The organism is Castellaniella sp. (assembly GCF_049651205.1).
GTDB lineage: Bacteria > Pseudomonadota > Gammaproteobacteria > Burkholderiales > Burkholderiaceae_B > Castellaniella.
This window is the reverse complement of record NZ_JBASBR010000012.1, coordinates 153,420-176,480: the sequence shown is the minus strand read 5'-3', so window position 1 is coordinate 176,480 and position 23,061 is coordinate 153,420. Positions and strand designations below refer to the sequence as shown.

The window sequence follows — 23,061 nt, the reverse complement described above, 5'->3', positions numbered from 1 at the left end:
ACAAACCCCCTTGTTTTGGAGATCAGGCGGTGGTGACCTGCAAAGGTTGATGCCGCCGGATGAAGCGTACGATGGCGTTTAGCAAGATCCCGTACAGCGGCACGAACAGTAACAGACTGACTGTTAACTTCGTCGCGTAGTCCACCAATGCGATCTCAACCCAGTGTTCGGCCATAAAAGCGTTACTACTGTGCCAAAATGCGACGCCAAAAAAGAGCAAGGTGTCCAGTGCCTGGCCCACCACAGCGGATGCGGCGGGGGCTACCCACCAGGCAAACGGACCTCGACGAATGCGGTCGAACACCAGAATATCCATCAATTGCCCCAGTACGTAGGCGGCAAAACTGGCAAAGGCGATTCTGAACACAAAGGTGTCGAAGCTGGCCAGGGCGCTTAGCTGATTGAAGTGCCCCTCGTGAAACAGCACCGAGATAATGTAGGAAGCGATGAGTGCCGGGATCATCACGCGCGAAATCACGCGCCGTGCAGCTTGCTTGCCAATCAGGCGAACCGTGAGATCTGTGGCCAGAAAAATGAAGGGAAAGCTGAAGGCACCCCAGGTGCTATGAAAGCCCAGCAGATTGATGGGCAGCTGCACCAGATAATTGCTGGCGATAATGATCAGGACGTGAAAGAACACCAGCAGCACCAGGGTGCCAGATACACGTGAGGTAGGGACGAGCGCAGGGGTCATGAAGAACCTTTTTGGTGGATGGGGTGAGGGAACCCATGGGTAAAACGGTATGCATTATAAGCAAAAGGGTATTGGGCGGCATCGGCAGCCGGGCCGCCGTGCGTGGCACGCCGGTGCGTGTGATGGTTTTTAATAAGCCGGTGGTGGTCAGGGCGCGACCCAGCCCCTTTTGATCAGGCCGCGAAAAAGCCTTTGATGAAGGGCCAGCGCGAGGTTGTAGAGGGGTGTTAGGTACCAGTGTGCTTCAAACCGGACCCCCCAGGCACAAATGGCGGCCACCACTGCAGCGCCGGCCATATCCAGCGGAAAATGCACACCCAGATAGATGCGTGACCACGCCACAGGGATCCCTGAAACTGCAAGTACGCCGCCTAGCCGGCGTACCCTGCTGCTTGCCAAAAGACTGAAGGCCACGGCCCACCAAAGGGTCAGGTGATCGCTGGGAAAGGAAGAATCCGGGGCATGGGTGATTAGCGTATGCCCCAAGCCCACCATGAAGGGGCGGGGGTGCATCCACATCATGCCAATGATCTGATTGGCAAACAGGCCTAAGCCGCCTGCGACAGCTGCCATCAGCATTGTTCGGCGTGAATTTTCGTTGCCATAAAGCCAACCTGCACAAAGGGTGAGCGGGATCAACCAGATGGCCCAGTCTGCCAATACAACTGCCAGGTCGACAATCCAGGGGGTGGGGTAGGCTGACGCATTCAGCCAAAGGAAAACTGTGTTGTTTAAAACGTCCATAAGATTCCTGTGGCGAGGTGGGTGCTCTACAGCAGACCTTTTATGTAGGGTTGTGAGGTGTACCAGGGCCCGGACTCGCCAACTTGATGTGGGTAGTCAGTGTTTTACCCCCTGATATTTAGTGCACACTTAGACTCAGGATGAGTATCTGCGCCGCAATGTCTTATTTTACCGGTTCGCGCCATTCAATTTATTTGGTGCTTTCCGCAATCCATCGCTGGTTCCGCGGCACTCTAATCTGGCGCTAATTTTGTGCGTTCATCCTGACTGCGAAACCGAAATTTGGTGGGAACAATGACACAATGATTACGAGCGGCATTTTTGACTGGATCATCAATAATCAGGCCTTGATGGCATTGCTTCAGCAAAATTGGCTGTACGGCGTTGCACTGATTGCGCTGGTGATTGCCGCAGAGACGGGATTGGTGGTGCTGCCGTTTTTACCTGGAGATTCGCTGTTGTTTGCCACCGGCGCATTTCTGGGGCTCTCGGCGATCTCGCCGGTTGGGCCCATTCTTTTGCTTGCGGCGGCTGCAATCATGGGTGATCAGATCAACTTTCATATCGGTGGTTCGCGGGTTGGAAACGCCGTTGCCAACAGCCGCTGGGTGTCGCCCGGCCGCATGAAACAGGCACACGATTTCTTCGAGCGGTTTGGCGGCGCAGCGATCGTGCTTGCCCGGTTCATCCCGGTGGTCCGGTCTGCAGTCCCCTTTGTTGCCGGCATGGCCAGGATGTCTCCCAGCCGATTTACGCTATTTAATGCCATGGGCGGACTCCTCTGGTGCACGCTGCTGGTATCCGCCGGATATGCGCTGGGGCAGGTTCCATGGGTACGGGACAACCTTGGTTTATTGACGGTTGCCGTGGTTGTGTTGTCGATTGCGCCGATAGGTTTGAAGCTTTATCGGGCACGGCGGGGGCAGTGAGGGGGATGGCTCGGTTGCGGCAGGGAAGCTTAAGCTTTTTCTTTTTCTGAGGTGTCTTGTGGGCCCGGGTCTGCACTGTTCAGCACAATGCCCGAGAGCCTGCCATGATGTGCAAATTCGCGCACAAGCACGATGTCTGCAACGCTATTCCTTTCGACCTCCCGCACGTGGGCGACTTCGTAGTGGACATTCGAGAAGATGCGCTCTATCTGCTCTACCGAGTAGGGCTGGTGTTCATCAAAATAGCTTTTCAGTCGGCCTGTTTTGTCGCAGATCTTTAGCTGCAGCCCTTGCAGCGCCTTGCTGAACGGCATCAACCAGTCTTCGGCACGCTCGATGGCGGCCTCGATGTCGATCTCCCGCAACTGCCGTGAGCCTGCTGCTGGAAGAAGTGTCGCGGCCCCGCCGGCCAGGCGCGTCAGCAGTTTCTCATCCAGCCAGAGTTCGTAAGCTTCGTGCTCAATAATCAAGGATGGCTGGTTCATTGCTGTCGCTCCAAGTATTTACCCCTTGCATCTTAAAGGTACGGCAGGCGCAATGGCATCACCTGCGAACATAAAACATAAAAAGGCCCGAATGAGGTGTCCAAGCGACACGAGCCGATGCTATTGATACTAATCGTTTACCCTTAGATACAAGTTATCCATGGAACAAACAGCGCTAAACTGAGCCTAAACTCTTGCCTGACGCGCCTGGTAACAATACGACCGCCATGCAGCCCTTCCCCACTCCACCAGGGGGGTAGTGCCGCCAGAGCAGCGCACCGACGACCCTGCCCCGCCCCCCCATCCGGAGGCAGATCATGTCGTACACAACACCCCGTCGCAGCAACCCTCTATCCACCGCCCGCCGCCATTTCCTGCAAGCAGGCGGTCTGGCAGGCCTGGCCGCCATCGGCGCACCTCTATTTCCACTGAATGCCCTGGCTGCTGAAAAAACCCTCAGGATCCTGCAATGGAGCCACTTCGTTCCCAGCTATGACACCTGGTTCGATGCCTTTGCCAAAACCTGGGGTGATGCCCACGGCGTACAAGTCATCGTTGACCACATCAATATCGGCGACCTCGTCACCGCCACCACATCCGAAATGTCCGCCAACTCAGGCCACGACATCATCGAACTAGGCCCCGAAGCTGCCCAATTCACCCCTAATGTGCTGGATATGGCGGATATCAACCAACAGGCCAGCAAACAATTCGGCAAAGTCTTTGGCGTCATCCCCCGAATATCCTATAACCCCGTCGTCAAATCCTGGTATGCCTTCTGCCACGGCTGGACCATCGACTGCGGTGACTACCGCCGCAGCCTCTGGGAAAAGGCGGGCATGAAAGGCGGCCCCGACACCTGGATGCAGCTATTGGACATTGGCGAAAAAATCCGCAAAGAGCAGGGCGTTCAAGTGGGTATCGGCATGTCGCAGGAACTGGACTCGAACATGGTCGCCCGATCCGTTTTATGGTCGTGGGGCGCATCCGTCCAGGACGACCAGGACAACGTCATCCTGGGCGTCGGTGAGAACCGCACACGCGCCATTGAAGCCGTCAAATACATGGTTGACCTATTCCACCGAGCCATGACTCCGGCGGTCTTTGCCTGGAATGCCGCATCCAACAACCAGGACCTGATCGCAGGCAAGGCCTCGTACATCGTCAATTCGATTTCCGCCTACCGGTCCGCCCAACAGACCAAACCTGACATTGCCAAAGACGTCTTCTTTACCGGCCCTCTGGCCGGGCCCCGTGGCGATCGCTGGGCCAACGTCCACGTTCTGTACAACTACATCATTCCCAAATTCGCCAAAGCCCGCGAAGACCTGGCCAAACAATTCATCCTGCACCTGACTGAAAACTACGACCAGGCCATGTATCACAGCAAGCTCTATAACACCCCCAGCTACTTTGGCACCGCCGTCCCGGCGGGCGACCGTGGTTACCCTGGTGTTGAGGGTGCCAAAACCCTGAAGAACCTGAACGACGCCTGGTTTGCCAAAGACCCCTTCCGCCTGGAGGGCGAGGCCGAAGGCAAGTTGGGGCCCCTGACCAGCGCCACCGAATGGACCACCAACCTCGGCCACCCTGGCTACTCCAATCCCGCTGTCGGTGAAGTTTTCAACACCTTCATCCTGCCCAATATGATGGCCAAGGCCGCACGCGGTGACCTGACCCCCGAACAAGCCGTCGACGAAGCCGCCAAGCAGACCGAATCCATCTATGCCCAATGGCGTGGCCGCGGCCTGATCGGCGGCAAAAAAGCCTGATGAGGAGCACGCATGGCCAGCCTGAGTATCGAGCACCTCAGCACCACCTATGACCATGGCCGCGTCAAAGCTGTCGACGACGTCAGTCTGGACGTCCCCGACGGTGAATTCCTGGTCTTGCTTGGGGCCTCGGGCTCGGGTAAATCTACCCTGATGCGCACCATCGCCGGGCTGGAACGCCCCAGCAGCGGCCTGGTACGCATCGACGGACGGATATCCAATGAGGATCCACCACGCGTCCGCAATATCGCCATGGTCTTCCAGAGTTACGCCCTGTATCCCCACAAGAATGTTGCTCGAAATATTGCCTTCCCCCTGGAAGCCATCCATCTGTCCAAAGCGCAGATCCAGGAAAAAGTTACCTGGGCCGCAGAACTGTTCGGGATCGAAAAACTGCTGGCACGCAAGCCGCGCGAACTGTCGGGCGGCGAACGCCAGCGCGTTGCCCTGGCGCGCGCCCTGGTGCGCACTCCCAGCCTGTTTCTGATGGATGAACCCTTGTCCAACCTGGACGCCAAGCTGCGCCATTCCGCCAGACGCGAATTCAAGCGCCTGCACCAGCAAACCGGCATCACCACACTGTACGTTACGCATGATCAGGTCGAGGCCATGGGCCTGGGGCAGCGTATCGCCGTCATGAACCATGGCTGCATCCAGCAAATCGGCACCCCGTACGAGATCTATCACGAGCCGGCCAACACCTTTGTGGCGCAGTTCATGGGCTCGCCCCCCATGAACCTGATCCCCCAGGCCGACAGCCTCTGGGGATTTCACCCCGAGGACGCGTGGCTGCCGCAGGGCACACAGCCCACGGCCGAACAACACCCGCTGCCCATTACCATCCAGCAAGTCGAAGCCTTGGGCGCCGATGTGTTGATCTACGGCACACTGCAAGGCACCGAGACCGACCTGATCCTGAAGCTGCCCGAGCGCAAGTCTCACGGCCTGGCTGCGGGCCAGCAACACACCTTTTGCGTGCTGCAGGCCCGCATGCGGCGCTTTGATCCAAAGACCGGCCTGCGCACAGATCAACCTGCCGGCGGGGCCTAGGTTATGGCGGCCGCCAATCCCAGCACCCGCACCCTGAGCCTGGCCCAGCGCGACACCCTGTTGGCTATGGGCATGGTGCTGCCCGCCATTCTGTACATCGTGCTGTTGCTGGGTATCCCCATCGTGCTGGCCGTGGTCTACAGCCTCAATGACGTCACCACGGGCAGTCCCGTCATGCGTTTTGTAGGCCTGGAGAACTTCACCGCGCTGCTGGATACGCCCGACTTCCTGCGTGCCATCGGCAATACCTTCAACATCACCTTGAGCACCCTGATCGGCGTTCTGGTTCTGGGCACCATCCAGGCGGAACTGCTGGTGCGGCCCGTGCGTGGCAAGTGGCTGATCCGTTTTCTGATCCTGCTACCCTGGACGGCACCGGCCTCGCTGTCGGTGATTGCCTGGCTGTGGATGTTTGATTCAACCTTCAGCCCCATCGACTGGGTTCTGCGCGGCCTGGGCCTGCTGGGCCACCAGGGTGCCCTGTTTGGCGATTTTGACAATACGTTCTGGTTGGGGCGCAGTGGTTTTGCCTTGTTTTCCATCATCCTGGTAAATGTCTGGCGCCTGCTGCCGCTGGGCACCGTCATCATCCTGGCGGGCCTGAACGGTGTGCCGCGCGACATTCTGGAACAGTCCGAAATCGACGGTGCGGGCTATTTTCGCCGCCTGTTTCATATCATCCTGCCCATGCTGATCCCGGTGTTCGGGGTCACCATCCTGTTCACCTTCGTGTTCGTGTTTACGGACATCATCACGGTCTTTATCCTGACGCGTGGTGGCCCGGCCAACGCCACCCAGGTTCTGCCCACCCTGGCGTTCTTTACGGGCGTGCAGGGGGGGGGCCTGGGGCGCGGCGCTGCCACGGCGTTGTTCCTGCTGCCCGTGCTGGCGGCGGTGTCCATCGTCATCCTGTCGCTGATCCGGCGGCGCGAGATCTAGCCATGGGTGATATGCGATCCGCAGAATCCGGCCGGCGCCACAGCCACCACACTGCGCGGCGTGGCGGGCTATACCTGGCCACGCTGCTGTTCGTGATTTTTGCTGCTTTGCCTTTTTATGTAATGCTGATCACGACCTTCAAGACGCAGGCTGATATTTTTACGCCCAGCGCCAATCCCTTCTGGTTTTCCGAACTCCCGACCCTGGACAACCTGCGCCTGTTGTTTGGGGAAACTCAATTTGTGCAGTGGCTGCTGAACACTCTGTATGTTGGTGTGGCCGTGGTCATCATCACACTGGCCCTGGCCGTGCCCGCCGCCTACGGCCTGGCGCGCATCGCCGGGGGCTGGGGCGAAACTCTGGGCATCGGCATCTTTCTAAGCTATCTGGTGCCGCCCACCCTGTTGTTCATCCCGTTTTCCAAGGTGATCGCCACGCTGGGGCTGCAGAATTCATTGTGGGCGCTGATCGTGGCCTATCCAACGTTTACGGTGCCGTTTTGCACCTGGCTGTTGATGGGGTTTTTCAAGGGCATCCCGCGCGATATCGAGGAACAGGCCATGATCGATGGTCATGGCCGCTTCAGTGCCTTTATCCATGTGGTGCTGCCCCTGGCCGTACCGGGCCTGATGACTGTAGTGGTGTTTGCCTTTACTTTGTCCACCAGCGAATTCATCTACGCCCTGGCCTTTGTCACGCATTCGGCCGACAAGACCATCAGCATCGCCGTGCCGACAGAGCTGATCCGGGGAGACGTCTATCACTGGGGCCCGCTGCTAGCTGGCGCCCTGATCGCCAGTATCCCGGTTGCGGTGCTGTACACCTTCTTTATCGATCAACTGGTGGCCGGGTTGACGGCAGTGGCGCGAAATTAACCGTAGGTGCCAGAGATGGGCCATGACCGGTATGCCCATCGCCACCACCTTGGTTGGCCGCACCCAAATGCAAAAAGGCCCGAACCGAAGTTTGGGCCTTTTTAAATTTGGAGCGGGAAACGAGTCTCGAACTCGCGACCTCAACCTTGGCAAGGTTGCGCTCTACCAACTGAGCTATTCCCGCGTTAGCTATCAAGCTAAGCCACGCATTCTATATCGCATTTTTTTGTCTGTCAAACCGGTGAAGGCTTTAAAGACCCGTGTTTTGGTGGGTTTCCCCGCGCTGCACGGATACGAGAACTTGCAGGAGCGAAACTATACGATATCCTTGTTGGCCCTGTCAAATGCCCTCAGGTGCGGGGTATGCTTACGCTTTTGCTGACTTCTCGGGCTGCCTGGCAGCCTGCTGCCAAATATGTCGCTTGCCTTTACGGAACAGTCTCTACAGCCGTGCAATACGCTGGGCTTGCCTGCCCGCGCCCAGGTTGCGCGGCTGGAAGATGAAGCTGATCTTCCTTCACTCTGTGACCTGCCTGGCGCGCCTTTATTTGTACTGGGTGGCGGCAGCAATGTCGTGATGCTGCCGCAGCCTGGCCACCGGGTAGTACAGGTGGCCCTGAAGGGGATACGGCTGTGGCAGGAGACAGCAGACTGCTGGCTTATAGAAGCCGCGGCGGGCGAGCCCTGGCACGCATTTGTGGCGTATTGCTTGCAGCAGGGGTGGCCAGGGCTGGAAAACCTCGCACTCATCCCTGGTACTGTCGGTGCGGCACCGGTGCAAAATATCGGGGCATATGGTCTGGAGCTTAGCGAGTGTCTGCACTCTGTGGTGGCCTGGGATCTTTATACAGGGCTTGAAACTATCTTGCCGGCCTCCGAGTGTGGGTTTGGATACCGTGACAGCCGCTTTAAGCGTGATGGCGCCGGCCGTTGGCTGATCACACGGGTGCGCTTTGCCCTGCCCAAGCAATGGGTACCACGGCTGGCGTATCCCGATTTGCAGCGCTATGTGGCTGATTGGGGCAAAACAACACCTACAGCCTTGCAGATCTTTGATGCCGTCTGTGAGATCCGCCGGCATAAATTGCCCGATCCGGCAGTGCAGGGCAATGCAGGCAGTTTTTTCAAGAATCCCGTGGTGGACGCCGAGCAGGCGCAGGCGCTACGCCGGCAGTTTACAGACCTGCGTGTCTACCCTCAGGCCGGTGGCCGTGTGAAGCTGGCGGCCGGCTGGCTGATTGAGCAGGCAGGCTGGAAAGGGCGCCAGTTGGGCCCGGTGGGGATGCACCCGCGCCAAGCGCTGGTGTTGGTAAACCATGGGGGCGCTTGCGCAGCGGATGTCGTGGCGCTGGCACAGGCTGTGCAACAGGCTGTGGCCGATCAGTTTGGGGTGGCGCTTGAACAAGAGCCGGTGATGCTGGACTGATCAGCTGGCCAGCACATCCTGCATGTCAAACAGGCCAAACTCTTTGCGGGCCAGGTAGCGTGCTGCGCGCAAGCTGCCCTGTGCATAAGTGGCACGGCTGCTGGATCGGTGAGTGATTTCGATGCGCTCGCCGGTGCCGCAGAAATAAACGGTGTGGTCGCCCACAATATCGCCGCCGCGTACCACCGAGAAGCCGATATGGCCGGTTTCACGCGGGCCGGTGTGGCCGTGGCGTGCCCAGTCGGCAACGTCGTCCAGCGAGACACCCCAGGCGTTGGCAACAGCCTCGCCCATGGCCAGCGCGGTGCCCGAAGGGGCATCCACCTTATTGCGGTGGTGGGCCTCGAAAACTTCGACGTCGTAGCCGCTGTTAAGCAACCGTGCAGCCATATCCAGCAGCTTGAGGGTGGCATTGACCCCCACGCTCATGTTGGGTGCAAAGACAATGGCGGTTTTTTGTGCGGCAACCCGGATGGCCTGTTTGCCCTCGGCATCAAAGCCCGTTGTGCCGATAACGCATTTCACGCCGTGGGCAGCACAGATTTCAAGGTGCGCCAGTGTGCCTTCCGGGCGCGTGAAGTCGATCAGGCAATCGGCCTGTGACAGCGTGTTCATGTCATCGGTGATGACTACCCCGGTACGTACCCCGACCGACTGACCGGCATCTTGCCCTAGAGATTCACTGCCCGGGCGGTCGAGGGCCACCGCGAGGGTGAGGTCGGTGGAGTTCAGTACGGCCTCGATCAGCATGCGGCCCATACGGCCAGAGGCACCAGTAATTGCAATCCGCATGGTTATTGAGCCTTGGTGGAATCGGGAGTGGACAGGGGCAGTACCGTGCTGCCGGAAGTTTGGCTGCCGGTGTTTGACAACCCTGCATTGGGGGCAGTGTCAGGGCTAACGCCAGGAGAGGCAGCCTCACGGGCTGCGTCATCTGCGTGGCTGGTGTCGTCGGAGGGTATGGCGGTTTTACCAGTATCGGTTTTTTGGAAAGGCTGACGGTTGGGTTGTTCGTCACCCGACCAGCGCACCAGCAGGTCGTTTTCAAACCAGACGGTAAAGTTGCGCAACTCTTGGGAGCCATATCCGGGCTGGTTGTAGTACGGGTAGTCCCAGCGCTGGGCATGGAAGGCGTCTTGCAACGTGGGCGTGCCCAGGATGAATCTGACCTGATCGCGGGTCATGCCGACTTCGAGCTGGGATACCTGCTCGGAGGTTATCCAGTTGCCTTGCTGTACAGCAGCCCGATAGGGAAATCCCCAGTTGGTGGTGCCGCAGCCGGCCAGAACAATGGTTAGCAGGCTGGCTGTCAGGCAGATACCCGCCTGGCGGGAAAAGTGACTTGCTCGGATATGCACAAAAGCCCCCATAGTGGATCATCGGCACGCAGATTGCGGCCACCAAAACCGCTATCATAAAGGGAATTCGAATGGACGCATGCACGTGGCGCCTAATTCGTCATTGTGCCGGCGCCTGTTTTTTGCGTTGCCGTCGTGCTTGCTTTCTGCGGCAGTACCCAGGATACTTCAACCATGAACGATCAGATTGAGCTCAAAAACATGGGTCTGAAGGCGACATTTCCGCGCCTGAAGATCCTGGATATTTTCCGCAAGGCTGAAACTCGCCACCACAGCGCCGAGGATATCTATCGCGCATTGATCGCCGAAGACGTCGATATCGGGCTGGCTACGGTGTATCGGGTGCTGACGCAGTTCGAGCAAGCCGGCATCCTTTTGCGCAGCCAGTTTGATGGCGGCAAGGCGGTCTTCGAACTCAACGACGGAGATCACCACGATCACCTGATCTGCACCAATTGTGGGCGCGTGGTCGAGTTCTCGGATGACGAGATCGAAAAACGCCAGGTGCGGGTGGCCAAGGATAACGGCTTTATTCTCGAGAGCCACCATATGATGCTCTATGGCATGTGCCCTCAGTGCGCCAAGCAGAAAAAGGTCTGATGCCGCTTGCCTGGTGTTAGCCGCCCGGTAATTCTTCTTGACGAGCCTTATTGCGCCGACAAACGCAGCATTTCGCGGGCGTGATCCCGTGTGGCTGCGGTCAGTCTCAGGCCGCCCAGCATACGGGCGATTTCTTCGATGCGGGCGGATTCGTCCAGAGTCTGGATGCTGGATCGCACCTGTTTCTGGCGCGTGGCTTTGCTGACCTGGTAGTGATGCGATGCGCATGCCGCCACCTGGGCCAGGTGGGTTACGCACAGCACCTGATGGCGCTGCCCCAGTTGGCGCAACAGACGGCCGACAACCTCGGCAACTGCACCCCCGATACCGGTATCCACTTCATCAAAAATCAGAGTGGGCACCCGTGCCGCCTGGCTGGCAATCACAGATAGAGCCAGCGAGATCCGGGCAAGCTCGCCGCCTGAGGCTACCCTGGCCAATGAGCGTGTGGGCACGCCTGCGTGGCCGGCAACCAGGAATTCGGTGGTTTCCAGGCCATGTGCCGAGGGCTTGCATGCCTGCAGGGCCACTTCGAAACGTCCCCCTTCCAGAGACAGCGTTTGCATGGCTGCGGTCACCTCCGCCGAGAGCTTTTCGGCGATGGCCTGACGTGCCACGCTGAGGGCTTGTGCGTGCGTGTGATAGTGGGTTTGTGCTGCCTGGCATGCGTTCTCCAGGGCCTGGATGTCCTGGCCGGCTGTGGTGTCTTGCAGCTTGGTTTGTAGCGACGCATGCAGGGCAGTGAGTTCTTCGGGTTCGACATGAAACCGACGGGCGGCGGCAAACATTTGGCTCATGCGCGCATCTGCCTGGGCCAGAGCCTCGGGATCCAGTTCAAGCCGACTGGCGTAGGCCTCCAGACCAGAGACGGTTTCTGCGCAAAGGATGCGGGCAGATTCGAGCGTCTGGCAATGTTCTTCGAGACGCGAGTCGTGTCGCGTGAGTGATTGCAGGGTCTGGATGGCGGCCTGAATGGCCTGGGCCGCCGAGGCGGATTCACCCTCCAGCGCCTCGATTGCCTGGCCTGCCCCGGACAGCAGTGCCTGCGCGTGGGCAAGGCGGGTCTGGCGGCTGCATAGCTCGTCCCATTCGCCTTCCTCGGGAGAAAGCTCATCGAGAAACTCGACGTCCTGCCGCAGATGCTGCAAAACCTGGGCTTGCCCGGCGGCGTTATCCTGGGCTGCCAGCAGGGCAGTCTGGGCCTCGCGCCAGACAGTCCATGCGTCGGAGACGGCCGCTACCTGCGCCTGCAGGCCGCCTTGGTCGTCGAGTATGCTGCGCTGGCTGGCCGCGTGCAGCAGGCTTTGGTGGGCATGCTGCCCGTGGATATCCACCAAAAGTGCGCCAAGGTCGCGCAATTGCCCCAGTGTGGTGGATGAGCCATTGATATAGGCCCGGCTGCGGCCTTGCGTGTCGATGATGCGGCGCAGGATGATCTCGGGGCCTTCGACAGCTTGCTCGGCCAGCCATTGGCTGGCGCTGGGCGGTGTATCAAAGATGGCACTGATCTCGGTGCGGGTGGCGCCTGTGCGGATCAGGCTGGCGTCTCCGCGACCCCCCAGGGCCAGCGATAGGGCATCGATAAGAATGGACTTGCCGGCCCCTGTTTCGCCCGAAAACACGGTAAACCCGGGCTCGAAGCTGATTTCGGCATGGTCGACGATGACAAAGTCGAGAATGTGCAGGGTGCGCAGCATGGTGGTTAGCGGCTGGTTTCGTCCGGGTCGTCCCAGGGGTGCAGCATGCGGTTCCAGTTCAGCTTGCTGCGCAGTGTCGAAAAATAGCTATAGCCTTGCGGGTGCAGAAACCGTACCCGGTGCGGGCTGCGCCGGACAACAATCTGATCGCCTTCCTGGCAGTTGGACAATGCTTGCATGTCGAAGTGCACGCTGGCGCCGGACTCTACCCGGCCCAGGGCCCGGATGGTGATATTGAGGTGGGAATCTTCGGGCAGGGTGATGGGGCGGTTGGACAAGGTTTGCGGTGCCACCGGCACCAGCACCAGGGCATTGACCTGAGGATGCAAGATCGGCCCGCCAGCGGACAGGGCGTATGCCGTGGAGCCTGTGGGTGTGGCGATGATCAGGCCGTCGGCCCGCTGGCTATGCATAAACACCCCATTGCACTCTACCTTGAGCTCGATCATGCCGCCGCGGCCTGCACGGTTGATGATGACGTCGTTGAGCGCGAGTCCGGAGGCCATTTCCTGGTTGCCGCGCAGCACACGGCCTTCGAGGAGTACGCGCTCGTCTTCGACGTAGGCGCCGTTGAGGATGCCGGTGATGGCTTCATCAGCGCTGTCCAGCGGGATATCGGTGATGAACCCTAGACGCCCGTGGTTGATGCCAATCATGGCGACGTTTGTGGTGGCCAGACGCCGGGCGGCTGCCAGCATGGTGCCGTCGCCGCCCATGATGATGGCCAGATCAGCCTGCTGGCCTATGGCTGTGTAGTCGGCCAGCGGGAAATCGGTAACGCCGGTATTGCGGCCGGTTTCGGCTTCGATGAGCACTTTGCAGCCCAGTGCCTGCAGCACGGCACCCAGCCGTCTCAGGGGGGTGTCCAGGCCGCTATCTTGATAGCGGCCGATCAGGGCCACGGTATTGAAGTGCATGAAACCCGGTACCTCGCGCGTTTAAGGGATAATAGTCGGTATCCGATTATAGGGGGATGCAGGCGCATGCGCCGCAAGGCGGTGTGTCAGGCATATCCCGGACACCGAGAAACACACAATATGGATGATCGAGCTAAATCGTTGCTTAAGGCACTGGTAGAACGCTACATCGCGGACGGCCAGCCCGTGGGTTCTCGTACCTTGTCGAAAGTGTTTGATCTTTCTCCGGCAACCATCCGCAATGTGATGTCCGACCTCGAAGACCTGGGCCTGATCCACAGCCCACATACCTCAGCCGGCCGGGTGCCTACCCCGCGGGGCTACCGGATGTTTGTGGATTCTCTGCTCACGGTACGGCCCTACGAGTTCTCGCCCGATCTGCCCATCGCTGAATACCTGCCGGCAGCGCAACCTGGCCGAGCGGTCACGGCGGCTGCTACGCTGCTATCCAATTTGTCGCAGTTCGCGGGCGTGGTGCTAACCCCCAAACGCACTCAGGTGTTTCGCCACATCGAGTTCATCCGGCTCTCCGATAAGCGCGTCTTACTCATCATCGTCACACCAGATGGCGATGTGCAAAATCGCATTTTGTTTGTGCCGCGCGAGTACACCGAAATCGAGCTCCTCGAAGCTTCCAACTTCTTTAACCACCATTTCTCCGGCCGGTCGTTCCATGAGGTTCGTATTTCGTTGGCCGCCGAGCTTGCCTCGCTGCGTACGGATATCTCGCGGCTGATGCAGCAGGCAGTGGATGCCGGCATCAGTACCACGGATAGTGCGGATGAATCCGTGGTCATCTCGGGCGAGGGCAAGCTGCTCGAGATCTCAGAGATGACCGCCGATATGGATCGTTTGCGGCGCCTGTTTGCGCTGTTCGAGCAAAAAACCGATCTCCTGCATTTGCTGGATGTCTCCAGCCAGGCGCAGGGGGTGCAAATCTATATCGGTGGAGACTCCCGCCTGATGCCACTTGAAGACGTCTCGGTGATTACCGCGCCATATGGCGTGGACGGCCAGGTGATCGGCACGCTGGGTGTCATAGGGCCCACCCGTATGGCCTACGAAAGAGTCATCCCCATCGTCGACATCACGGCCCGCATGCTCTCCAGCGCCCTGGGCCAGGCCTCGTCCTGATCCCTTGCCTGGCGGGCTGCGGCGCCAGCAACAGGTTCGTAGGCATCGGGCAGGAGATTGAGCCGCCTGGCGTGCGTCTTCCATCGTGCATATCTGCACTCTTGAAATCCCGCACTTTCCCCTTATATATATACCCATCCGTATTTTTCTGTTGGAGAACTCACCATGTCGGCACCCCAGGAAGACCTGGATCCTCAGGCTGCACAAGCCCAAGATCCGGCTGAAACCCCGGAGACCCCCGAATCGGCGCCCCCCGGGCAGCCAGAAGAAGACCTCCCCACACTCCTGGCTGAGGCTCAGGCCAAGCTGGCGGAGTATCACGACCAACTGCTGCGCGCGCATGCCGAAGTCGAAAACGTGCGTCGCCGGGCTCAGGAGGACGTCGCCAAGGCACGCAAGTTTGGCACCGAATCCTTTGCCGAAAGCCTGATTCCTGTTCGTGACAGCCTCGAAGCAGCACTGGCGCAACCAGATCAAACCGCTGCCGACTGGCAACAGGGCGTAGAGGCCACTTTGCGGCAACTCAACACCGCCTTCGAGCGCAACCAGATGCATGAAGTTGCTCCGCAGCCGGGCGAAGCCTTTGATCCTCATCGCCATCAGGCCATCTCGACGGTACCGTCTGATCAGCCGCAAGGCACCGTGGCGCAATGCCTGCAAAAGGGCTATCTGATTGCCGACCGTGTGCTGCGTCCGGCACTGGTCATGGTCTCTGCAGGGCAGTCTTGAATTTCAGGCAATCGGCCCCACATCAAAAGCATCGGCGGCCAAGCCGCCCACCTATCTAACTATCGACAGGATCAAACATGAGCAAGATCATCGGGATCGACTTGGGTACGACCAACAGCTGTGTGGCTGTGCTGGACGGCTCCAAGGTTCAGATCATTGAAAACTCCGAAGGCACTCGCACCACGCCATCTATTGTTGCTTACATGCAGGATGGTGAAGTATTGGTGGGTGCACCGGCCAAGCGCCAGGCAGTTACCAATCCAAAAAATACGGTGTTTGCCGTCAAACGCCTGATCGGGCGCAAGTTTGACGAAAAGGCGGTGCAAAAAGACATCGACCTGATGCCGTACAAAATCATGAAGGCCGACAACGGCGACGCATGGGTAGAAGCCCAGGACAAAAAGCTGGCTCCCCCGCAGGTATCTGCCGACATCCTGCGCAAAATGAAGAAGACAGCCGAAGACTATCTCGGTGAGGAAGTCACCGAAGCCGTGATCACGGTACCGGCATACTTCAATGACAGCCAGCGGCAGGCCACCAAGGACGCGGGCAAGATTGCCGGGCTGGAGGTCAAGCGCATCATCAACGAACCCACCGCAGCTGCACTGGCTTTTGGCCTGGACAAAGCCGAGCGCGGCGACCGCAAGATTGTGGTCTACGACTTGGGCGGCGGCACGTTCGACGTCTCCATCATCGAGATTGCCGATGTGGACGGTGAGAAGCAATTCGAGGTCCTGTCTACCAACGGGGATACGTTCCTGGGTGGTGAAGACTTCGACATGCGCATCATCAACTACATCATCGACGAGTTCAAGAAAGAATCCGGCACCGATCTATCCAAGGACGTGCTGGCGATGCAGCGCCTGAAAGAAGCTGCCGAGAAAGCCAAGATCGAGCTCTCTTCCACGCAGCAAACCGAAATCAACTTGCCGTACATCACGGCCGACGCCTCGGGCCCCAAGCACCTGAGCCTGAAGATCACGCGCTCCAAGCTGGAAGCCCTGGTCGAGGATCTGATCGAGCGCACGATCGAGCCCTGCCGTACGGCCATCAAGGATGCCGGTGTCAAGGTGTCCGAGATCGACGACGTGATCCTGGTGGGCGGCATGACCCGCATGCCCAAGGTACAAGAGAAGGTCAAAGAGTTCTTCGGCCGCGATCCCCGCAAGGACGTCAACCCTGACGAAGCCGTAGCTGCGGGTGCTGCCATCCAGGGCTCTGTGCTCTCCGGCGATCGCAAGGATGTGCTGCTGCTCGACGTCACGCCGCTGTCTCTGGGTATCGAGACACTGGGTGGTGTCATGACCAAGATGATCAAGAAAAACACCACGATTCCCACACGGTTCTCGCAGGTGTTCTCTACGGCGGATGATAACCAGCCTGCCGTCACCATCAAGGTGTTCCAGGGCGAGCGCGAAGTGGCTGCCGGCAACAAGGCGCTGGGCGAGTTCAATCTCGAGGGTATCCCGCCTGCACAGCGTGGCCTGCCACAGATCGAAGTCACGTTTGATATCGATGCCAACGGTATCTTGCATGTGTCTGCCAAAGACAAGGGCACAGGCAAAGAAAACAAGATCACGATCAAGGCCAGCTCGGGCCTCACCGAGGACGAAATTGAGCGCATGGTCAAGGATGCCGAGGCCAACGCCGAGGAAGATCACCGTGTTGCCGAGCTTGCCCAGGCACGTAATCAGGCGGATGGCCTGGTGCACGCCACGCGCAAGTCGCTAACCGAGTACGGCGACAAGCTCGAGGCCTCCGAGAAAGAAGCCATCGAAGCGGCGATCAAGGATCTTGAAGAAGCGGCCAAGGGCGATGATAAATCGGCCATTGATGCCAAATCTGAAGCGCTGGCCACGGCCTCGCAGAAGCTGGGCGAGAAAATGTACGCCGACATGCAGGCCAAGGCAGCTGCCGAAGGCGCCGCTGCGGCCGATGGTGCCAAGCCGGCAGACGACAATGTCGTGGATGCCGACTTCAAAGAAGTGAAACCCGACTGATCTCTCTGATCCAGTACGCGCGGCTGCCTGGCGACGGGCAGCCTGTGTGCCGGGGAGATCCGTCTGCTGCCTGCCCGGTTCCGGCCCTGTTGCCGGCCCGGGCATGTAGCCTTTTATCAGCAGTGCACACGGATAACGATTAAAACCAATGGCAAAACGAGATTTCTACGAAGTCCTGGGGGTCGCCAAGAACGCGTCGGACGATGATATCCGCAAGGCTTATCGCAAGCTGGCGATGAAATATCACCCCGACCGCAACCCGGACAGCAAAGAGGCGGAAGATAAGTTCAAAGAGGCCAAAGAGGCCTACGAGATGCTGTCTGATCCGGAAAAACGGGCTGCTTACGACCGCTTTGGTCATGCGGGTGTAGATCCCAATGCAGCCGGTGGCGCCGGCATGGGGGGCGCCGGTGGCTTTGCCGACGCCTTTGGTGACATCTTTGGCGAAATCTTTGGTGGCGCAGGCGGACGCCGGGCAGGGGGTGGGCCTCAGGTTTACCGCGGAGCTGACCTCAAATACAACCTTGAGATCAGTCTCGAGCAAGCCGCCAACGGCTTCGATACCGAGATCCGTATTCCCAGTTGGGAAACCTGCGATACGTGCCATGGCTCTGGTGCCAAACCGGGCACTGCACCACAAACCTGCCACACTTGCGGCGGCAACGGTGCCGTGCGCATGCAGCAGGGCTTTTTCAGTGTGCAGCAAACCTGCCCCACTTGTCATGGCACCGGCAAGGAAATCACGGATCCTTGCGCAGATTGCGATGGCGTGGGCCGCAACCGTAAAAACAAGACGCTGCAGGTCAAGATCCCCGCGGGCATCGACGATGGCATGCGTATCCGCTCGTCAGGCAATGGTGAGCCCGGTGTCAACGGAGGCCCGTCGGGCGATCTCTACGTAGAGATCCGCATCAAGCCACACGGTATTTTTGAGCGTGACGGCGAAGACCTGCACTGTGAGCTGACAATCCCGTTTACCAAGGCAGCCCTGGGTGGGACGCTGGAAGTGCCCACGCTGGCCGGCCGTGGCGAGATCACCATCCCCGAGGGCACCCAAACGGGCAAGACCTTCCGTTTGCGTGGCAAGGGGATCAAGGGGATTCGCTCCAGCTACCCCGGCGATCTTTATTGCCATGTGGCTGTCGAGACGCCTGTGCGTCTGAATGACGAGCAAAAAACCCTGTTGCGCCAGTTTGAGGCCTCACTCAGCACCGGGGGGGATCGTCATTCACCAAAAAGCGAATCCTGGACTGACAAGGTGAAGAATTTCTTCTCCTGATCAGGCCTGAATGTGCGCTCTTAACCGGGCTCGTCAGTGGCCACGGCGATGCTGAGTTCATCGGGTTTGAGCCAGGATCGCAGGGCCGCATTGACTTGATCGGCGGTCAGCGCCTGCAGTTGCTGGATGACTTTTTGCTGATGCGCAAAACTGCGGCCCGTGTCCAGATATCCAAGCCAGTGGTCGGCCAGCCAGCGGTCGCTGGCCCGGCCTAGCTTCAGGTAGTTCAGCAGTGATTTGACCCCTTGGTCAACCTCTTTCTGGGTAAAGCCGGATTGCAACGTGTCGTCGAGGGCCTGACGCATCTGTTTTTGCAGGGTCTGGCTGTTTTGTGCGGCCATGGTGGCAAAGAAGGTCCAAGACCCGGATGGCTCCCAGGCCGACACCTGCAGGCTGCTGCCGACGGTGTACGATAGGCCGCCCTTCACCCGGATTGCCTGCCATAGCCGGGAGTCCTCAGATCCTCCCAAGAGATAATTGGCCAGCCAGAGCGCTGGCCATTGTGCGTCATTATCCTGGATCTTCAGGGGCACACTGGCCAGGTAGTTGGCATTGGCTTTCCCTGGTGCGGGGATCAGGTATGTCTTTGGGGTAACAGCGTACCAGGGGTCGGGAATCCGCTGATAAGCAGGTGCTTGCTGCCAACCCGCAAGCCCGGCTTGGAGGGATTGCTTCACTTCTGCCGGGTCGAAGTCGCCCACGAACGATGCCAGCATATTGCCGGCGCCGTAAAACCGCTGATAGAAATCTTCAAGCCGCTGGCGGGTGAGCGCCTGGGCGTCGCTGCGCAGCTCTTCGCTGGTGGGGGTATAGCGGATATCTTCGGGCGACCAGGGCTGGTCGTGGCGCTGCAAGGCATTGCGCACCAGCCAGGCCGGGCTGGCGGCCTGGTCTGTCAGGTTGCCCAGTACGCTGTTTTTAATTTCCTGCAGTTCTGCGGCGGGAAAGCTGGCCGTGCGCAGCAGTTCGAAAGTAAGCGCCAAGGCATCGGACAAATGGGCTTTTGAGCTGCGCAGGGAAATGGTAAGCGTGTTGCCTGATTGGCTGAACTGCAGATTGGTGTCCAGCGCAGTCAGGCGATCATCGATTTGCTGGCGGGTAAGATCCTTGGCTCCTCGGCGCAACATCGCTGCGGTGACCTCGGGAACCAGGCCCAATCCCTGCATTTCCCGCACGGTGCCCGAACGCATCTGCAAATAGGCATGCACTTGCTGGCCGGGTGTGGGCTTGGGCAGCAGCGCCAGTTTTACGGTGCCGTTGGGCAGATCCAGGGTACTGCGCTGTGTGGCTGCGTCCAGCGCTTCGGGGCGGGTGTCAAAGGCCGCGATATCCGGTCGGGGCGTGCCGGTTTTCAGCTGGCTGGCCCAGTGCTGCAGGCTATCTGCGGTGTCCTGGGGGGCATAACGGGGCTTGTCGGTAGGCAGATACAAGCCACTGGTGCGGTTGCTGGGCAGCAACCATTGATGCAGCTGCTTCTGTATGTCTTCGAGCGTCAGCGCTTTTACTTGCAGGGGCCTGGTGAAAAATAGCCGCCAGTCGCCGCTTGATACGGCATTGGATAGCGCGTCGGCCAGAAGTGCCGATTGATTGTAGATTTTCTCCCAGCGGTTTAGCCAGGCGGTGCGGTTGCGATCGAGTGCGGCCTGATCCAATTGCTGGATGCCGCTGGTTTCGAGCGTGGTCTCGAGTGTCTGCAAGGCTGCCCGGGGATCCGTGTCGGGTTGTAGTTGGGCTCCAAAGACGGCGTAGCCGGGGTAGCGCAGTGCTCGTGCAAAACCAAAGACATCGCTGGCTGTGCCCGGCTGGACCAGCGCCTGATACAGGGGGCCTGCCGGGCTGTCGGCCAGCATGTCCACGCCCATGGACAGGGCGGTATAGGTTTCTGCATTGGCTGCAGGAAAATGGTACTGGACAATCGCCAGCGGGCTGCCGCCAATGCGTCGCAGGGTGACTGAGCGGGCGCCCTGTTGCACAGGCTCGACGGTGTACTCTGGCGGCAACTGCCGCTCGGGGCGGGGGATTGCCCCAAAATCTTCCGTGACCCACGACAAAACCTGGATGGGTTTGAAGTTTCCTGTCACGATAAGCACGGCGTTATCAGGCTGGTAGTAGCGATGATAAAAGCGCCGCAGCTGGTCGATATCCACGTGTTCAACATCAGAGCGTGCACCAATGACGCTGCGACCATAGGCATGCCAGACATAGGCGGCCGCATCGGTTTGTTGCAGCAGGGTGCCAAATGGGCTGTTTTCACCTTGCTCCATCTCGTTGCGTACGACTGGCATCTCCGCATCCAGGTCGGCGCGGCTGATTCGTGCATTGAGCATGGCATCGGCCTGCCAGGCCAGATACCAGCGCAAGGTGTCTTCGTTGCTGGCAAACGTTGCGTAGTAGTTGGTTAGGTCTACCGTGGTGGAACCATTGGCGGCCAGGCCCCGACGTGCAAACTCGGCAAGTGCGTCGGGATGTGCGGGGCTGCCCCGAAACATCAGATGCTCGAGCAAGTGGGCCATGCCGGTTTCTCCCGGCCCTTCGTTGCGCGAACCCACCCGATAGCTCATGTTGACCGTGGTCTGCGCGGCAGAATCATCGGGTGCCAGCAAGATCGTCAGGCCATTGTCCAGCCGGTACTCTGTCACGCCCTTGATCATGACGATTTCTTGTGCCGCCGTAGCGGTTTGTGGCGCCTCCTGGCCGGCATGCGCCGGAACGAGGCCGATGCCGGCCAGAATGCCGGATAGCGTCAGGAAAAACCGCAAAAAGCTGGATTGAATCATGGTGGCGCAGCAGCGTTGAACAAGGTGTTCTGACCATAACATGGCCGACAGACATGCGGATTGCCAAAAAAAAAGCTGCCAGGGGCAGCGATCAATAAGACCCCTGGCCGCAGAAGGCGGGCGACCAGGGATGGACCTATTTAATTATGCGTCGGAAACGCAAACTCGGGCCCCTTGGTTTCACTTTCCGGCCAGCGCTGCATCACGGATTTTTGTCGGGTGTAGAAACGCACCCCCTCTTCGCCGTAGATATGCATATCGCCAAACAGACTGTTTTTCCAGCCTCCAAAACCATGCCAGGCCATGGGCACCGGGATGGGCACGTTGATGCCAACCATCCCCACCTGAATGCGCCGCGAGAATTCGCGGGCAGCATGGCCGTCCCGGGTAAAGCAGGCCACACCGTTGCCAAAGCTGTGCTCGTTGATGATCCGGATGGCGGCGTCGATGTCCGGTGCACGCACGCAGGCCAGTACTGGGCCGAAGATTTCTTCTTTGTAAATACGCATGTCCGGCGTAACGTGGTCAAACAGGCTGCCGCCGATGAAGTAGCCGTTTTCATGACCCGCCACGGACAGATCCCGACCGTCCAGCACCAGCTGGGCGCCTTCGCTGACACCGATGTCCAGGTAGTTGCGGATGCGATGCAAGGCATCCTGAGTAATCACAGGCCCCATTTCGGCCTGGGGATCCATGCCGTGCGAGATCTTCAGGTTGCGTGTGCGTTCAGCCAGAATGGGCACGATGCGATCTGCTGCATCGCCCACCAGTACCGCCACGGATACCGCCATGCAGCGTTCGCCTGCTGCGCCGTAGGCTGATCCGATCAAGGCATTGACTGCCTGCTCGAGATCGGCATCGGGCATCACCACCATGTGGTTCTTGGCCCCGCCCAATGCCTGCACCCGCTTGCCGTGGTGGGCGCCGCGCTCATAGATGGAGCGTGCAATGGGGGTAGAGCCCACGAAGCTGACGGCCTGGACGTCCGGGTGGCTCAGGAGTGCGTCAACCGTGTCCTTGTCGCCTTGCAGTACAGTAAAGACACCAGCTGGCAGACCAGCTTCACTGAGCAGTTCGGCTATGCGCAGCGACACTGACGGGTCGCGTTCGCTGGGCTTGAGAATGAAGCAATTTCCGCTGGCAATCGCCAGCGGAAACATCCAGCAGGGCACCATGGCCGGAAAATTGAATGGTGTAATGCCTGCCACTACCCCCAGGGGTTGGCGCACGGTCCAGTTGTCCAGCCCGGTGGCCACTTGCTCGGTGTAATCACCCTTCAGCAACTGAGGGATGCCGCAGGCAAATTCGATGATGTCGATGCCGCGGGCCACTTCGCCCATGGCGTCGCTGAACACCTTGCCATGCTCGGCAGTGATGATGGCCGCCAGTTCTTCGCGGTGCGCATTCATCAGTTCCAGAAACTTGAACATCACACGGGCGCGGCGTGGCGCCGGTGTATTGGCCCATGCTGGAAACGCGGCCACTGCAGTGCTGACGGCCTGCTCCACGTCGTCTGGATTGGCCAGCCTCAAGGTGCGAGCTACTTCGCCGGTGGCCGGGTTGTGGATGGCCTGGGTGCGTTGGCCTTTGCCGGGCGTTCGTTGGCCGTTTATGTAATGGCCTACATCGGCTGTGTCTATATATGCCTGCATGAAA

At 59.3% G+C, this 23,061-nt stretch carries 20 protein-coding genes and 1 tRNA gene; 11 read left to right on the top strand and 10 right to left on the bottom strand.

What is annotated here, in order from left to right:
• Window positions 1-22 precede the first annotated feature (22 nt).
• Together WA928_RS08165 and WA928_RS08160 are read right to left on the bottom strand one after the other, a co-directional pair.
• Entirely contained in the window at window positions 23-694 is a 672-nt protein-coding gene (locus tag WA928_RS08165; protein ID WP_424302005.1) for a 7-cyano-7-deazaguanine/7-aminomethyl-7-deazaguanine transporter, read from the bottom strand.
• A gap of 147 nt (window positions 695-841) precedes the next feature.
• Window positions 842-1,438 (bottom strand): undecaprenyl-diphosphatase, encoded by a 597-nt coding sequence (locus WA928_RS08160; RefSeq protein WP_424302002.1) that lies wholly within the window; start codon window positions 1,436-1,438, stop codon window positions 842-844.
• A gap of 302 nt (window positions 1,439-1,740) precedes the next feature.
• Here WA928_RS08160 and WA928_RS08155 point away from each other — a divergent pair, with 302 nt between their 5' ends.
• The gene (locus WA928_RS08155; protein WP_424301999.1) at window positions 1,741-2,367 is read left to right on the top strand and encodes a VTT domain-containing protein; all 627 of its coding nucleotides are present in this window, start codon (window positions 1,741-1,743) and stop codon (window positions 2,365-2,367) included.
• A 29-nt stretch (window positions 2,368-2,396) separates the two neighbouring features.
• Here the strand turns inward: WA928_RS08155 and WA928_RS08150 are convergent, their stop codons facing one another.
• Window positions 2,397-2,852, bottom strand: coding sequence for a hypothetical protein (locus WA928_RS08150; protein WP_424301996.1), 456 nt, complete (start codon window positions 2,850-2,852; stop codon window positions 2,397-2,399).
• A 317-nt stretch (window positions 2,853-3,169) separates the two neighbouring features.
• On the opposite strand from WA928_RS08150, the gene WA928_RS08145 reads away from it, so the two are divergent.
• Genes WA928_RS08145 through WA928_RS08130 form a run of 4 tightly spaced genes read left to right on the top strand, consistent with a single transcriptional unit; the run spans window position 3,170 to window position 7,488 of the window.
• Window positions 3,170-4,624 carry an ABC transporter substrate-binding protein gene (locus WA928_RS08145; protein ID WP_417276489.1) on the top strand — a complete coding sequence of 485 codons (1,455 nt, stop codon included), beginning with the start codon at window positions 3,170-3,172 and terminating at the stop codon, window positions 4,622-4,624.
• 12 nt (window positions 4,625-4,636) lie between these two features.
• Complete coding sequence (locus WA928_RS08140) at window positions 4,637-5,674, top strand: ABC transporter ATP-binding protein (protein ID WP_350383720.1); 1,038 nt, start codon at window positions 4,637-4,639, stop codon at window positions 5,672-5,674.
• 3 nt (window positions 5,675-5,677) lie between these two features.
• Complete coding sequence (locus WA928_RS08135) at window positions 5,678-6,613, top strand: carbohydrate ABC transporter permease (RefSeq protein ID WP_424301991.1); 936 nt, start codon at window positions 5,678-5,680, stop codon at window positions 6,611-6,613.
• Between the two features lie 2 nt (window positions 6,614-6,615).
• On the top strand, window positions 6,616-7,488 hold the full coding sequence (locus WA928_RS08130) for a carbohydrate ABC transporter permease (RefSeq protein ID WP_424301988.1): 873 nt from the start codon (window positions 6,616-6,618) through the stop codon (window positions 7,486-7,488).
• Window positions 7,489-7,596: 108 nt separating this feature from the next.
• Here WA928_RS08130 and WA928_RS08125 read toward each other — a convergent pair.
• Window positions 7,597-7,672 (bottom strand) — tRNA-Gly (locus WA928_RS08125).
• A gap of 231 nt (window positions 7,673-7,903) precedes the next feature.
• On the opposite strand from WA928_RS08125, the gene murB reads away from it, so the two are divergent.
• Window positions 7,904-8,914 (top strand): UDP-N-acetylmuramate dehydrogenase, encoded by a 1,011-nt coding sequence (gene murB, locus WA928_RS08120; protein WP_424301985.1) that lies wholly within the window; start codon window positions 7,904-7,906, stop codon window positions 8,912-8,914.
• Here murB and dapB read toward each other — a convergent pair whose 3' ends face one another.
• Both dapB and WA928_RS08110 read right to left on the bottom strand, forming a co-directional pair.
• Window positions 8,915-9,706: a 4-hydroxy-tetrahydrodipicolinate reductase gene (gene dapB, locus WA928_RS08115; RefSeq protein ID WP_424301982.1), complete on the bottom strand. Its 792-nt coding sequence runs from the start codon at window positions 9,704-9,706 to the stop codon at window positions 8,915-8,917. It abuts the gene before it with no gap.
• 2 nt (window positions 9,707-9,708) lie between these two features.
• The gene (locus WA928_RS08110) at window positions 9,709-10,266 is read right to left on the bottom strand and encodes an outer membrane protein assembly factor BamE (protein ID WP_424302521.1); all 558 of its coding nucleotides are present in this window, start codon (window positions 10,264-10,266) and stop codon (window positions 9,709-9,711) included.
• 180 nt (window positions 10,267-10,446) lie between these two features.
• Between WA928_RS08110 and fur the strand changes: the two genes are divergently transcribed.
• A complete protein-coding gene (gene fur, locus WA928_RS08105) occupies window positions 10,447-10,872 on the top strand; it encodes a ferric iron uptake transcriptional regulator (protein ID WP_424301978.1) in 426 nt (141 codons plus the stop codon).
• A 47-nt stretch (window positions 10,873-10,919) separates the two neighbouring features.
• On the opposite strand, the gene recN is transcribed toward fur, so the two are convergent.
• Window positions 10,920-12,569: a DNA repair protein RecN gene (gene recN / locus WA928_RS08100; RefSeq protein WP_424301975.1), complete on the bottom strand. Its 1,650-nt coding sequence runs from the start codon at window positions 12,567-12,569 to the stop codon at window positions 10,920-10,922.
• A 5-nt stretch (window positions 12,570-12,574) separates the two neighbouring features.
• Window positions 12,575-13,486 carry an NAD kinase gene (locus WA928_RS08095; protein WP_424301972.1) on the bottom strand — a complete coding sequence of 304 codons (912 nt, stop codon included), beginning with the start codon at window positions 13,484-13,486 and terminating at the stop codon, window positions 12,575-12,577.
• Window positions 13,487-13,606: 120 nt separating this feature from the next.
• Here WA928_RS08095 and hrcA point away from each other — a divergent pair, with 120 nt between their 5' ends.
• From hrcA to dnaJ, 4 genes are all read left to right on the top strand, one after another.
• Window positions 13,607-14,620, top strand: a complete 1,014-nt coding sequence (hrcA, locus tag WA928_RS08090; RefSeq protein ID WP_424301969.1) for a heat-inducible transcriptional repressor HrcA — start codon at window positions 13,607-13,609, stop codon at window positions 14,618-14,620.
• A gap of 165 nt (window positions 14,621-14,785) precedes the next feature.
• On the top strand, window positions 14,786-15,349 hold the full coding sequence (gene grpE, locus WA928_RS08085) for a nucleotide exchange factor GrpE (protein ID WP_424301966.1): 564 nt from the start codon (window positions 14,786-14,788) through the stop codon (window positions 15,347-15,349).
• 77 nt (window positions 15,350-15,426) lie between these two features.
• On the top strand, window positions 15,427-17,349 hold the full coding sequence (gene dnaK, locus WA928_RS08080; protein ID WP_424301963.1) for a molecular chaperone DnaK: 1,923 nt from the start codon (window positions 15,427-15,429) through the stop codon (window positions 17,347-17,349).
• Between the two features lie 148 nt (window positions 17,350-17,497).
• Window positions 17,498-18,628 (top strand): molecular chaperone DnaJ, encoded by a 1,131-nt coding sequence (dnaJ, locus tag WA928_RS08075; protein WP_424301960.1) that lies wholly within the window; start codon window positions 17,498-17,500, stop codon window positions 18,626-18,628.
• A gap of 20 nt (window positions 18,629-18,648) precedes the next feature.
• On the opposite strand, the gene WA928_RS08070 is transcribed toward dnaJ, so the two are convergent.
• Window positions 18,649-21,405 (bottom strand): M16 family metallopeptidase, encoded by a 2,757-nt coding sequence (locus tag WA928_RS08070; RefSeq protein ID WP_424301957.1) that lies wholly within the window; start codon window positions 21,403-21,405, stop codon window positions 18,649-18,651.
• A gap of 140 nt (window positions 21,406-21,545) precedes the next feature.
• Window positions 21,546-23,057 carry a CoA-acylating methylmalonate-semialdehyde dehydrogenase gene (locus WA928_RS08065; RefSeq protein ID WP_424301954.1) on the bottom strand — a complete coding sequence of 504 codons (1,512 nt, stop codon included), beginning with the start codon at window positions 23,055-23,057 and terminating at the stop codon, window positions 21,546-21,548.
• Between the last annotated feature and the right edge of the window lie 4 nt (window positions 23,058-23,061).